Here is a 12,810-nt window from a genome sequence, read left to right as displayed (position 1 = left end):
GCGAAAGGCCCCGGCACAGGCATTACTCAACGAACAGCGACTCGACAACGTTAATCCAGCCGTGCTCGCTGGCGACCTCTTTGCCGTTGAGCCAGCGGCGCAGCATGTTCAGCGCCATCATGGCGCACACCTCCTGACGCACCGCCAGGCTATGGCGGGTGATGCTCATTTTTACCCGCAGCGCCCAGGTGCCTTCCGGCGTCGCCAGCGCGAAGTTGAGGAAATCCTCATCCAGCCCGCCGACAAACAGCGCCAGACCGGCAAAATGCTTCACCCTTCTCTCGGACGCCCAGCGGGCGGTTTGCGCCAGGGTCTCCTGCTGGAACGGCACCACTTCGCTGGCGAGCAGCGGCGCGTTGACGCGCGACAATTGCAGCGCCAGCAGGCCACCGGTGAACTGCTCGCTTAAGGTCACGCTGAGCTGGCGAGTCTGGAGATGCTTTGCAATCTGCTCAGGTAACCCTTGCGTTCCTTCAAAGATCAGGCTTTCGCCTGCCACGCGCTGCACCTCAGGCCACAGGGCCAGCATCGCCTCTTTTTGCGTGGCCGGTCCTGTCAATTTGAGTTCAATGATCGGCATAGAGGAGCGATAGCCCATGGACACGCCCGGCGGCAGCGGCAGGTGATCAAGGCTCTGGGCCAGATCGCTTTCCGAGCGGCCAAAGGTGGTCAGGCGCAGGCACAGCGGGGGTTCAGGCAGGGTAAAACGGTCGCGAAGGCGCGGCAGGATCTGCTGCTCGACCATTACCTTAAATTCGGAGGGCACGCCCGGCGTGAAGAACATCAGGCAGCGGTTCAGCTGCATGGCAAACCCGCATGCGGTACCAACCGGGTTATCGACCAGCTCGGCGCTGGCGGGAATTTCAGCCTGCTTGCGGTTGCTGGGGGCCATGACGCGGCCACGTTCGGAGAAGAAGCGTTCCATCTGTGAAAGCCACGCCTCGTGCAGCACCAGCCCTTCGCCTTTTGCGGTCGCGGCGGCCAGCGCGCTGAGATCGTCACCGGTGGGGCCGAGCCCGCCGTTCACGATCAGCACGTCGCACTGTTCGCTACGCTCGCGCAGAATGCTGACCAGGGACTCAAGATTGTCTCCCACCGTATTGCGGCGCGTTAACGGTAATCCTTGCTCAAAGAAAAGATCGGCAAGCCAGGCAGCATTGGTATCAATAATCTGTCCATGCAGCACTTCGTCGCCGGTGGATAACATCTCCACGTTAATCATTGTGTTCTCCCGCTTATTTAGTCAAAACACTATAGCGCAAACGCGGGGTGGAGATGAGAGAAACTGGCGCGACGGAACGCCGCGCCGGAACGATTAGAAGCCTGCGCTCACGCCCACGTACGGGCCGTCAGCCAGCGCGTTATCGCGGTTGCCGTCTTTACCGGCCAGGTTCAGATAACGATAGCCCGCTTCGATGGTAATCGGACGCATGATGGTCCAGCGCGCGCCGGCGTTGGCTTCTTCATAGCTGTCGATGCCGCTGGAGAGGGAATCCGGAGAGTAATAGTACTCGCCAAACAGGCCGAAGCTGTCGCCAATTTTCCACTGCAGGCCGCCACCCACGGCCGCCGCATACCCTTCATCACCGTCGTTCGGGTTGGTATAGATACCTTTACCGCCAACGGTGGCCAGGAATGGGCCAAGAGGAATATTCAGACCGAGGCCGAGGCTTGCCGCATCGCCGTCGTCATCGTTGTGCGTCCAGCCGCCGGTCATTGCCAGACCGGAGGTGTCAGTACCCAAACCAAAACCGAGGTGGGTATAGTCCTGACCCGCCGAACCATTAATGCTAATGGCGTTAGCCGCCGCAGATACAACCATCAGGCCGAGGCCCAGTAATACCACTTTTTTCATTGTCGCGATCCCGCATAATTATAGAGAAGTCCCCAAAACCGCGAGATTTTAACCTGAGTCTCCCGGGGATCAAGCACTCTGCGTGCGGCGGACAGGAAGATTGTAACGATTTGAAACCTGCGGCTTTTTTACGTAAGCAGCAGAAAGCGCATTTTGACGCACAGACCACCCAGCGTTTCGCTGCGGGTCAGCTGCAAATGGCTGCGGTGCAGCCGGGCGATGTCCCCCGCCAGCGCCAGCCCAATCCCGGCACCGGGGGCGTCCCCGACGTTGTCCAGCCGATGGAACGGCAGCATCGCCTGGTAGATTTGATCCTCTTCAATGCCAGGTCCGCTGTCCTCAACGCTCAGCTCAACGGCAGCACCGTCCACGCGCAGGAAAACGGTCACGGTTCCGCCTGCAGGCGTATATTTAATCGCGTTCTCCAGCAGGTTGGCGCACAGTTCACCCAGCAGAACGTCATCGCCCTCGATCGTCACTGGCTGCTGTACACCGTCATACCCTAAATCGATCGCTTTGCTCCGCGCCTGCGCCAGCCGGGAGAAGCAGCAGTTCTGCACCACCTGAACCAGATCCACGGGCGTAAAATGACGCTCCCCCTGCTCTTTTCCCTTCACCGCTGAAAGCTGCAGCAGCCGCTCGGTGAGCACGATAGTGTCGTCCAGGGTGGCATTCATTGCCCGCAGGCTCTCCTGCCACAGGGCGGGATCCTGACGCGAGAGGGCGACGGAGACCTGGGTTTTAAGCACCGCCAGCGGCGTTTTGAGCTGGTGCGACGCATCCGCGTTAAAGCGTTCCTGACGCGAAAGCACGCCGCGCAGCCGGTCGATATAGCGGTTAAAGGCGACAATCAGCAGCCGGGTCTCCGACCAGGGCAGCAGCTCCGGCAGCGGTGCGAGCAGGCCCGGCTCGCGCCGCACCATCAGAGACGAAAGCTGGCGCATTGGGCGCAGCACGCGGCGCAGCAGCCACGCGGTCAGCACCAGCGTCAACAGCACCAGCAGCCCCTGCGAAACCCAGGATGAAAAAAGCAGCTGGCTGGCGAGATAGCGGCGGGACTGGAGCGTCTCCGCGACGTAAATCTCCGCCATGCCAAAAATATTATCTTCATTTACGGGCTGCAGCAGGCGCGCCACCCGAATCGCCTGGCCGCGATATTCGGTGTGGTAAAACCACGCCAGCGCCGGATAGAGCGTGGTGCGCGACGTCGCAGGCGGCATCTTCGGCAGATCGTCATAGCCGGAGATCACCCGGCCGTCGGGGTCGACCACCTTATAGTAGAGCCGGTCGTTCATGTTGAGTTCAAAGCTGTCGAGCACCACCCAGGGCACGTCCACCGCCAGCCTGCCGTTGCGTACCTCTAGCCGCTCCGAGATGGTGCGGGCAGAGGATAACAGCGTGCGGTCATAGGCCTGCGTGGCCGCCTGCAGCGCGCTGACGTAGCTGTTAAAGGCCGACAGTCCCCACAGCAGCAGCAGCGGCAGGCCCAGGAAAAGCAGCAGTTGGAGGTAGAGCGACTGCGGCTTAACCCACCTCATCGCCGCACTCCAGCACGTACCCAAGCCCCCGCAGGGTGGTGATCCGCACGCCGCTGCCGGTCAGCTTCTTACGCAGCCGGTGAATATAAAGATCGATGCTTTCAGGGCTGACGTCGTCGTTCAGGCTGAACACCTGGTCGAAAAGCTGCTGGCGTGAAACCGGACGGGTCCGGCGGTGCATCAGCACCTTCAGCAGGGAGAGCTCCCGCGGCGTCAGGGAAAGCGGTTCATCGCGCAGCAGGAAAAAGCCCTCGTCGTCATACTCCAGCTCCCCAAGGCGCTGGCGCTCCTGCGTCCGCCCCTCGCTTCGGCGCAGCAGGGCGCGCAGGCGCGCGTCAAGCTCCTCCAGCTCAAACGGTTTTGGCAGATAGTCATCTGCCCCGGCGTTCAGCCCCTTAACCCGATCCGCCACGTTGCTGCGGGCGGTAAGAAACAGCACCGGCAGCGTCTGCCCCCGTTTTCTGAGGCGCTGGACCACTTCCAGGCCGTCAAAACCGGGCATGCCGATGTCCAGAATGGCAACCGCGTAGTTTTCACCCTGCAGTAGATGGTCGGCGGCACGTCCGTCGGAGACGCAGTCCACGGCAAAGCCTTCCTGCACCAGCGCTTTCTCCAGCCAGTGAGCCAGCTCACGATTATCTTCTGCCAGTAAGAGACGCATGTCACATCCTGTAAAGTTGGTGCCCCATTGAAAGGGAAATGAAAGGTTATTGTTTTAACAATCACGCAACGGAACCGCTACAAGGTGGTTCACATAATCAGAAAAAAGACCCATACCCGTACCCCGGCGTGAGGATAAACGATGAAAAAACAATTGCTTTCTACCCTTGCTGCAAGCGTATTGCTGTTGAGTACCTCTGTCGTTCAGGCCCAGGACGCTCCGTCCCGTACCGAATGTATCGCCCCGGCCAAGCCGGGCGGCGGCTTCGATCTCACCTGCAAACTGATTCAGGTCAGCCTGCTGGAGACGAAGGCCATTGAGAAACCGATGCGCGTCACCTACATGCCAGGCGGCGTGGGCGCGGTGGCCTATAACGCCATCGTCGCGCAACGTCCAGCGGAAGCGGGAACGGTGGTGGCCTTCTCCGGCGGCTCGCTGCTGAACCTGTCGCAGGGCAAGTTTGGCCGCTACGGCGTGGACGACGTGCGCTGGCTGGCGACCGTCGGTACCGACTACGGGATGATCGCCGTACGTGCCGATTCCCCGTGGAAATCCCTGAAAGATCTGCTGACCGCTATGGAAAAAGATCCGAACAGCGTGGTGATTGGCGCGGGGGCGTCTATCGGCAGCCAGGACTGGATGAAAGCGGCCCTTCTCGCCCAGCAGGCGAAGGTTGACCCGCACAAGATGCGCTACGTGGCCTTTGAGGGCGGCGGCGAACCGGTCACCGCGCTGATGGGCAACCACGTTCAGGCCGTTTCCGGCGATCTCAGCGAGATGGTGCCGTACCTGAGCGGGGATAAGATCCGCGTGCTGGCGGTCTTCTCGGAAAACCGTCTGCCGGGCCAGCTGGCGAACGTCCCGACCGCCAAAGAGCAGGGTTATAACCTGGTCTGGCCGATCATCCGCGGGTTCTTCGTCGGGCCAAAAGTGACCGATGCCGAGTACCAGTGGTGGGTTGACACGTTCAACAAACTCCAGCAGACCGAAGAGTTTAAGAAGCAGCGCGATCTGCGCGGGCTGTTTGAGTTCAACCTGACCGGTAAGCCGCTGGATGAGTACGTCAAAAAACAGGTGAATGACTATCGCGAACAGGCGAAAGCCTTTGGCCTGGCGAAATAACCGGAGGCGCTATGAGCGATCGTATTTTTGCCGGGATATGGCTGCTGCTCTGCGTTGGCGGGATGTTTGTCGCCTGGCAGATCCACAGCGAATACAGCTATGAACCCGTAGGGCCCCGCCCCTTTCCGATGGGCATCGTCGGCCTGATGCTGCTCTGCTCGGTGGCGCTGCTGCTGCGCCACCCGGATACCGTCGAGTGGCCGCCGCGTCGCATTCTGCAGCGTCTGCTGGTGATGGTGATTGTCCTGCTGATGTATGCCTGGGGCTTTGAGTGGCTCGGCTTCCCTGTGGCAACCGCCATCCTGACGATGGTCATCGGCATGCTGTTTAACGCCACCCTCCCCGCGGCGGGGATCTCTGGCGTGGTGATGGGGATTTTACTGTGGTACGCCTTTGACCGCCTGCTGGACGTGACGTTACCGCTCGGCGCCTGGCTTAATTAACGGAGCACGCTATGGATACCTGGATTTACCTCTCGCAGGGGTTCGCCGTGGCGATGACCCCGGAAAACCTGGTGATCGCCCTGATAGGCTGTTTCGTGGGCACGATTGTCGGCCTGCTGCCGGGCCTTGGGCCGATCAACGGCGTGGCGATTTTACTCCCGCTGGCGTTTGCCCTGCATCTGCCTGCGGAATCGGCGCTGATCCTGCTGGCAACGGTCTACATCGGCTGCGAATATGGCGGACGCATTTCGTCGATCCTGCTTAACGTGCCGGGAGATGCCGCGGCGATTATGACCGCGCTGGACGGCTACCCGATGGCGCGGCAGGGACGCGGCGGCGTGGCGCTCTCCATCTCTGCGGTCAGTTCGTTCTGTGGCTCGCTGATTGCCATTGGCGGCATCATTCTGTTTGCCCCTGCGCTGGCCCAGTGGTCGCTGGCGTTTGGTCCGGCAGAATATTTTGCCCTGATGGTGTTCGCCATTGCCTGCCTCGGCAGCATGATGGCGCAAAATCCGCTGAAGTCGTTTTTATCCGCGCTGATTGGCTTAGGGTTAGCCACCGTCGGCGTGGATGCCAACACCGGGGTCTATCGCTTTACCTTCGACAGCGTTCACCTGTCCGACGGCGTGCAGTTCATTGTCGTCGTGATCGGCCTGTTCTCTGTGTCTGAGATCTTACTGATGCTGGAGCATACCAGCAGCGGGCAGACGCTGGTGCGCAAAACCGGCCGGATGCTCTTTAGCGCTAAAGAGGGTGCGCAGTGCATCGGCACCACGCTGCGCTCGTCGGTGATTGGCTTCTTCGTCGGTATCCTGCCGGGCGCCGGGGCCACTATCGCCAGCGCCATCACCTACATGACCGAGAAGAAGCTCAGCGGCAACAGCGATAGCTTTGGTAAAGGTGATATTCGCGGCGTCGCCGCGCCTGAGGCGGCCAATAACGCCTCGGCCTGCGGCTCGTTTATCCCGATGCTGACCCTGGGCGTGCCGGGATCCGGCACAACGGCGGTGATGATGGGCGCGCTGACGCTCTATAACATCACGCCCGGCCCGGCGATGTTCACCGAGCAGCCCGATATTGTCTGGGGGCTGATTGCCGCGCTGCTGATCGCTAACGTGATGCTGCTGGTGATGAATATCCCGCTGATTGGGCTGTTCACCCGCATGCTGACCATTCCGCTGTGGTTCCTGGTGCCCGCCATTGCCGCCGTCTCTGCGGTGGGGGTGTACGCGGTGCACAGCACCACGTTTGACCTGGTGCTGATGGTGGTTCTGGGCGTGTTCGGCTACATCTTGCGAAAAATGCACTTCCCGATGTCACCGCTGATTCTGGGCTTTGTGCTGGGTGAGATGCTGGAGCAGAACCTGCGCCGCGCCCTCTCCATCAGCAACGGCAATATGTCGATACTGTGGGACAGCAGCGTCGCGAAGGTTCTGCTAGCGCTCGCGGTCATGGTGATTGTGGTGCCGCCGGTGTTGCGCCTGCTGCGTCGTCGCCAGCGCAAGCCGGAGCCGGATATCGGCTAACTACGCGGACAGCTGGGCATTCACCCACTGCTTTAACGCCTGGCGGGAGATCTTAATCCCGCCATTTTTTAGCTCAGCCGGCAGCACCAGCCAGTGAACGGGCTGTTCAAACCGCGCCAGCCTGCCCTGCACCCATTCCGGGAAACGGGTGATATCCGTTCCCGGCTCGCACTCCACCACCGCCACCGGACGCTGTCCAAACTCGGCGTCATCCAGCGGGACGATAAACACCTGGTTAATCTGCGGGTGCGCGGCGATAACGCGCTCCAGTGATTCCGGCTGGACCCCCTCTCCTCCGCTGAAAAAGAGATTGTCCATGCGGCCTAAAATCGTCAGACGGTCCCCATGCCATTCCCCGCGATCGCGGGTGGCGAACCAGCCCTGCGCGTTGGTCAGCGGCATCAGCGCGCCGTCCCGCCAGTAGCCGGAAGCCATGCTCTGCGCTTTGATCCAGACTTCACCGTTAACGACCTGCACCTCTCTGCCCGGCAGCACACGCCCCACGTCCGGATCGCCGTCAGCCTCTTTTGCGCAGACGGTAGAGGCAAACTCGGTCAGACCGTAGCCGCAGTACGTCCGAACGCCCTGCTCCCGGGCCTTTTGCGTCAGCGTCACGGGAATGGCCGCTCCGCCAAGCAGCACCGCTTTCAGTGCGATGTGGCTTTCGCTATTCAGGAGACGCCAGAGCTGGGTCGGCACCAGCGAGGCGTGGGTGCAGCCGCGCAGCGCCTGCTCCAGCGGCTGCTTCTCGCGCACGGTTAAGCGCGCACCGGCCTGCAGCCAGCGCCACAAAATCCCCTGGCCGGAAACGTGGAACAGAGGCAGAGAAAGCAGCCAGTCGTCGTTATCCCCGTAGGGCATCAGCGACAGCACGCCGCGGGCGCTGGCAAGATGGGCGGCGCAGGTATGCACCGCTGCCTTCGGCAGCCCGGTGGAGCCGGAGGTGAGCGTCATGGAGGCCAGCCGCGCCGGCTGCCACGCAGCGCAGTACGCATCCGCCGGCTCGCGCATGCTCAGGCCATGAAGGCCGTCGTAGCTGCCGTCCAGCACCAGCGCAAAGCGCAGCGTCATCTGCGGGATCAGCACGTCGAGCAGCGGGCGCGGCAGCTGGGGATTAACGGGAAGAATACGCGCCCCGCACTGCAGCAGCGCCAGCCATGCCAGCAGCGTTTGCGGGTGGTTATAGGCCAGCAGCAGTACGCCGTCGCCCTCCGCCACGCCCTGCTGGTGAAACCCTGCCGCAAGGCGGTCGACGCGCGCGCAAAGCTGCTGCCAGGTGAGCGCTTCGTCATTTAGCCTCAGGGCCGGTTTATCGGCAAAACGCGCGCACCAGTGCCGCCAGGGCCAGTCGGTAAAGCTCATAGCAGCGGCTCCAGCGCCTCTGCGTCGAGGCACGGCAGCGTGCTGTCAGGCCACTGGCGGAGAAGCTGCGCCTGCATCAGGTTCAGCGTGTCGAGGCCGGGAACCGTATCCGGCGTTAACCAGGCGGCAATGCGCGCCAGCTGGGTCAGCCCCAGGCTGGACTCAATCGACGAGCTGATCACCGCCGTCAGCCCCAGCGCGTGCGCCGCCGCGACCTGCTCGCGCACCTTCGCCAGGCTGCCGGTAAGCGTCGGCTTAATCACCACCGCGCTGACGCCGGGCTCGGCGATAAATTCAAAATCGTCCTCGCGCAGGCTTTCATCCCAGGCAATGGCAATCCCCGTTTCGCGGGCAAACGCGCGCGAGTCATCGCGGGTTTTGCACGGCTCTTCGAGGAAGGCAATGCGGCTGCGGTACGCCGGGTTGACGTACTTCGCGAACTGCTGCGCCTTAAGCGGCGTCCAGGCGCGGTTGGCATCCAGACGCAGGTGCAGATCGGGGATTGCTTCCAGCAGCAGGTTGGCGACCATGCCGTCGCGCACCGCTTCGTAGAGGCCGACTTTGATTTTCGCCACTTTCTCGCCCGGCATGGCGGAGAGCAGCGCGAACAGCTCGTCCGGGTCGCCCGTGCAGAGCGGTGCCGCGCGGTAGTTAGCCTCTTCCGGCAGGCTGCCGTCCAGCTCCGCCAGCGCGCAGCTGATGCCAAAGGCCGCGGAAGGCGCGTCCGGCAACGCCGGGTTTGCGCCCTCACGCCACGCCTTTACCCACGCCAGCAATACACACTGCGCGTCATCCAGCGATTCGAGGCTAAAGCCCGGCAGAGGTGAAATCTCTCCCCAGCCTTCCCGCCCGTCCTGCTGCAGATGCACGAAGAAGCCGTCACGGGTTTTTAACCGCCGTTCACGCAGCACCACGCCCGCGTCCATCGGTATCTGCCAGCGGTAAACCTGCGCGCGACGCATTACGGGTTCCGTTTGTATTTGCTGAAGTCCGGCTGGCGTTTTTCATTAAACGCGTTGCGTCCTTCCTGACCCTCTTCGGTCATGTAGAACAGCATGGTGGCGTTGCCCGCCAGCTCCTGCAGACCCGCCTGACCGTCACAGTCAGCGTTGAGCGCCGCTTTCAGGCAGCGCAGCGCCATCGGGCTGTTTTGCAGCATCTCGCGGCACCAGCGGACGGTCTCTTTTTCGAGATCGGCAATCGGCACTACGGTATTGACCAGGCCCATATCCAACGCTTCCTGCGCGTTGTACTGGCGGCACAGGAACCAGATTTCGCGGGCTTTTTTCTGCCCGACGATGCGCGCCATGTAAGAGGCGCCCCAGCCGCCGTCGAAGGAGCCCACTTTCGGGCCGGTCTGGCCGAAGATGGCGTTTTCAGCGGCAATGGTCAGGTCGCACATCATGTGCAGCACGTGGCCGCCGCCGATGGAGTAACCCGCCACCATCGCGACAACCGGTTTCGGGCAGGTGCGGATCTGGCGCTGGAAGTCGAGGACGTTCAGGTGGTGCGTACCCGCATCGTCCTGGTATCCGCCGTAGTCGCCGCGCACTTTCTGATCGCCACCGGAGCAGAAGGCCTTCTCGCCTTCACCGGTCAGGACAATCACGCCGATGCTGTCGTCATAGCGCGCATCCGCCAGGGCCTGAATCATCTCTTTGACGGTCAGCGGACGGAAGGCGTTACGCACCTGCGGACGGTTGATGGTGATTTTGGCAATGCCGTCGGTGGATTTGTGGTAACGAATGTCGGTGTAGCCTTCGGAGCAGTCCTGCCATTCAACCGGCGCATAAAGCATGTGTTCATCAGGATAGATCATAGAGTGTCCTTTATTCGAAGACGCAGTATCTGAGCCAGACACGCGGCAACCGCGTCGGGGTTTTCCCGGTGGGCGTTGTGTCCGGCGTTGGGAATCGCATGGCGAACGGCGTCCAGCTCAGCGGCCAGGGCCGCGAACTTCTGGTCACGTTCACCGTAGATATAGTCAAAAGGGGAATTGCATACGCTAATCGCGGCACGCAAATCGGGCTGCACGGCCAGCGACGTCGCTTCGAGCATCTTCGCCAGCGTCGCGCCGTTGTTCTGGCTGCGCAGGGCAATAAGCGCCTTGCGCTGGTGGTCCGTGAGGGAGGCAAACACCGGCTGCTGGTACCAGTCGGTAAAGACCGTTTCCAGCGGTTCGGTGCGAAAACGCGTCGCCCAGCGGTGGTCGGATACCCGCCGCGCAGTACGCTCGTTCTCATCCTGCAGGCCCGGATGCCCGCCTTCAACAATCCCCCCCAGCAGCCCCTTCGGCCGCTGGCAGGCATGAAACATTGCAATGCGGCCGCCGAGGGAGTACCCCACCAGCCAGAATTTTAGTATGTTGTAACTAAAAAGGGTTCGGGTGAGCAAATTGCTCATCTCGTCGAACCCCGTCACGGCTATCTCCCCTGACTCACCGTGGCCCGGCAGGTCAAGATAGAGCCGGGGATAGTCGCTGAGCTGCTTCCCGACAGCCTGCCACTCGCGGCAGTCGCCGGAAAAACCGTGCAAAAAGACCAGCCAGGGATAGCCTGGTTTTCCAGCCTGCTGCACGCCCGAGAGGATCACAGCTGGCTTACCTGCGCCAGCAGGCTTTGCAGAGTCTGCGCGCCGTCGGCCTCGTTTACCACCAGCTCAATCAGCGTCGCGCCCGGCTGCTTCCAGGCGGTGCTTAACGCCGCTTCCAGCTGTTCCCAGCTTTCCGGGCGATGGTATTTCAGGCTGAACATCGCCGCGGCGTGTTCAAACTGCACGTTCTGCGGCATCAGATAGAAGCGCTCGCGCTCGCTCTGGGGCGTTGGCAGCAGGGAGAAAATCTGCCCGCCGTTGTTGTTGACCACAATCAGCACAAACGGCGCGGACGCCTGACGCAGCAGCGCCAGCGCGTTGAGGTCGTAGAGCGCGGAGAGATCGCCCACGATCGCCAGCGTCGATTTCGCGCTGGCGCGCTGCACGCCCGCCGCCGTCGAGATCAGCCCGTCGATGCCGCTGGCACCGCGGTTGCTGTATACCGGGTAGCCCGCCGGCAGCTTCGAAAAGGCGTCAATCAGCCGAACGACCAGGCTGTTGCCGACAAACAGCTGCCCCTGTTCCGGCAGGTACTTGCGAATACGGTGCGCCAGCCCGGCTTCGCTGAATGCCTCACAGCGCGCTTTGGTGATTTCCCACGCCTGACGCGACAGCTCCGGGATCGCCACCGCCCAGGGCTGACGTTTTTCCGCCGGGTGCAGTTCCAGCCAGCTGTCAATTTTGCTCACCAGACGACGGCCGCGATGGTGCGCCGGGTCGAGCCGCCCTTCCAGCGCGTCCACCACCCAGTACTCTTCCGGGGTGCAGGTCGCCTGCCACTGCAGCAGACGTTTTCCGGTGAGGCTTGCGCCGATCTGGACCACAATCTGCGCCTGCGAAAGCTCAGTAACCGCTTTCGCGTTACCCAGCCAGAGATCGGCGCACGGCAGCGGCTGGCCGGTCTGGGAAAGCACGTCGCCAATCAGCGGCCAGCCAAGGGTTTGCGCCCATTCAGCGACCAGCCTGCCTTCCGCGGCGCTCATGCGCCCGGCGATGACCACGCCGCGCTTCTGCCGCCAGAAGAACCAGTCGCGCTGTTTCGCGCTCTCAAGATGCGTCTGCTCGCGCAGCCACGGCTTTTCGCTCTGCCACCAGTCGCCAAGCGACCGCTGCCAGTCAAGGCCGGTATCGTCCAGCTCGCCGTACAGCGGCTCGGCAAACGGGCAGTTGATATGCAGCGCCCCGCTGCGCAATGTCGCCATGGCGTGATCGACGGTGGAGACCAGCCAGCTTGCCGGAATGTCCTGGGTGGGACGCGGTAACGAAACCGTCTGCGAAGGGTGCGAAGAAAAAAGTCCCGGCTGGCGAATGGCCTGATTGGCGCCGCAGTCGATTAGCTCAGGCGGGCGGTCGGCCGTCAGCAGGATCAGTTTTTCACCGGTTAACCCGGCCTCAATCAGGGCCGGATAGAGGTTAGCCACGGCGGTACCGGAGGTGACAATCACCGCCACGGGTTCTTTACTGACCTTCGCCAGCCCGAGCGCCAGATGGCCAAGGCCGCGTTCGTCAAAATGGGTGTGGTGAATCAACGCCCGGTTTTCAGCGGCCGCCAGCGTCAGCGGCGTTGAACGAGAACCCGGTGCAATACACACGTGCCTGACGCCATGGCGCGTCAGGGCTTCAAGGATCACCGCCGCCCAGCGTCGGTTAAAAGAACTTACTGACATGAGATTGTCCGGTATCAAGAATGCGACACAGTATAAATAATAGA

Annotated in this window: 12 protein-coding genes; 3 read left to right on the top strand and 9 right to left on the bottom strand. The window is 62.0% G+C overall.

All coding sequences use genetic code 11. From position 1 onward, the window contains the following. Positions 1–22 precede the first annotated feature (22 nt). From UTO39_RS15080 to tctD, 4 genes are all read right to left on the bottom strand, one after another. Entirely contained in the window at positions 23–1,222 is a 1,200-nt protein-coding gene (locus UTO39_RS15080; protein WP_320727499.1) for a nicotinamide mononucleotide deamidase-related protein YfaY, read from the bottom strand. A gap of 93 nt (positions 1,223–1,315) precedes the next feature. Further along, positions 1,316–1,855 carry a YfaZ family outer membrane protein gene (locus UTO39_RS15075; RefSeq protein WP_320727498.1) on the bottom strand — a complete coding sequence of 180 codons (540 nt, stop codon included), beginning with the start codon at positions 1,853–1,855 and terminating at the stop codon, positions 1,316–1,318. A 128-nt stretch (positions 1,856–1,983) separates the two neighbouring features. Then, positions 1,984–3,393 carry a sensor histidine kinase gene (locus UTO39_RS15070; RefSeq protein ID WP_320727497.1) on the bottom strand — a complete coding sequence of 470 codons (1,410 nt, stop codon included), beginning with the start codon at positions 3,391–3,393 and terminating at the stop codon, positions 1,984–1,986. Next, entirely contained in the window at positions 3,380–4,054 is a 675-nt protein-coding gene (gene tctD, locus UTO39_RS15065) for a transcriptional regulator TctD (RefSeq protein WP_061097559.1), read from the bottom strand. Before tctD ends, UTO39_RS15070 begins: the two co-directional genes overlap by 14 nt. A gap of 141 nt (positions 4,055–4,195) precedes the next feature. Between tctD and UTO39_RS15060 the strand changes: the two genes are divergently transcribed. From UTO39_RS15060 to UTO39_RS15050, 3 genes are read left to right on the top strand one after another with little or no spacing between them, the layout of a single operon-like run. Next, positions 4,196–5,176: a tripartite tricarboxylate transporter substrate binding protein gene (locus UTO39_RS15060; protein WP_266178917.1), complete on the top strand. Its 981-nt coding sequence runs from the start codon at positions 4,196–4,198 to the stop codon at positions 5,174–5,176. Positions 5,177–5,187: 11 nt separating this feature from the next. After that, positions 5,188–5,619 (top strand): tripartite tricarboxylate transporter TctB family protein, encoded by a 432-nt coding sequence (locus tag UTO39_RS15055; protein ID WP_014884622.1) that lies wholly within the window; start codon positions 5,188–5,190, stop codon positions 5,617–5,619. Positions 5,620–5,630: 11 nt separating this feature from the next. After that, positions 5,631–7,145 (top strand): tripartite tricarboxylate transporter permease, encoded by a 1,515-nt coding sequence (locus tag UTO39_RS15050; protein ID WP_061097558.1) that lies wholly within the window; start codon positions 5,631–5,633, stop codon positions 7,143–7,145. On the opposite strand, the gene menE is transcribed toward UTO39_RS15050, so the two are convergent. Genes menE through menD form a run of 5 tightly spaced genes read right to left on the bottom strand, consistent with a single transcriptional unit; the run spans position 7,146 to position 12,766 of the window. Beyond that, on the bottom strand, positions 7,146–8,507 hold the full coding sequence (menE, locus tag UTO39_RS15045; protein ID WP_320727496.1) for an o-succinylbenzoate--CoA ligase: 1,362 nt from the start codon (positions 8,505–8,507) through the stop codon (positions 7,146–7,148). Beyond that, entirely contained in the window at positions 8,504–9,469 is a 966-nt protein-coding gene (menC, locus tag UTO39_RS15040; protein ID WP_320727495.1) for an o-succinylbenzoate synthase, read from the bottom strand. The genes menE and menC overlap by 4 nt, the downstream gene beginning before the upstream one ends. Then, positions 9,469–10,326 (bottom strand): 1,4-dihydroxy-2-naphthoyl-CoA synthase, encoded by an 858-nt coding sequence (gene menB / locus UTO39_RS15035; RefSeq protein WP_061097555.1) that lies wholly within the window; start codon positions 10,324–10,326, stop codon positions 9,469–9,471. Before menB ends, menC begins: the two co-directional genes overlap by 1 nt. Then, entirely contained in the window at positions 10,323–11,099 is a 777-nt protein-coding gene (menH, locus tag UTO39_RS15030) for a 2-succinyl-6-hydroxy-2,4-cyclohexadiene-1-carboxylate synthase (protein ID WP_320727494.1), read from the bottom strand. The genes menB and menH overlap by 4 nt, the downstream gene beginning before the upstream one ends. Beyond that, positions 11,096–12,766, bottom strand: a complete 1,671-nt coding sequence (menD, locus tag UTO39_RS15025; protein WP_061097553.1) for a 2-succinyl-5-enolpyruvyl-6-hydroxy-3-cyclohexene-1-carboxylic-acid synthase — start codon at positions 12,764–12,766, stop codon at positions 11,096–11,098. The genes menH and menD overlap by 4 nt, the downstream gene beginning before the upstream one ends. Between the last annotated feature and the right edge of the window lie 44 nt (positions 12,767–12,810).

The sequence above is a fragment of the Enterobacter sp. 118C5 genome, from assembly GCF_034107645.1.
In the GTDB taxonomy this organism is placed as follows: domain Bacteria; phylum Pseudomonadota; class Gammaproteobacteria; order Enterobacterales; family Enterobacteriaceae; genus Enterobacter; species Enterobacter nematophilus.
This window is presented reverse-complemented; position numbering and strand designations above follow the sequence as displayed.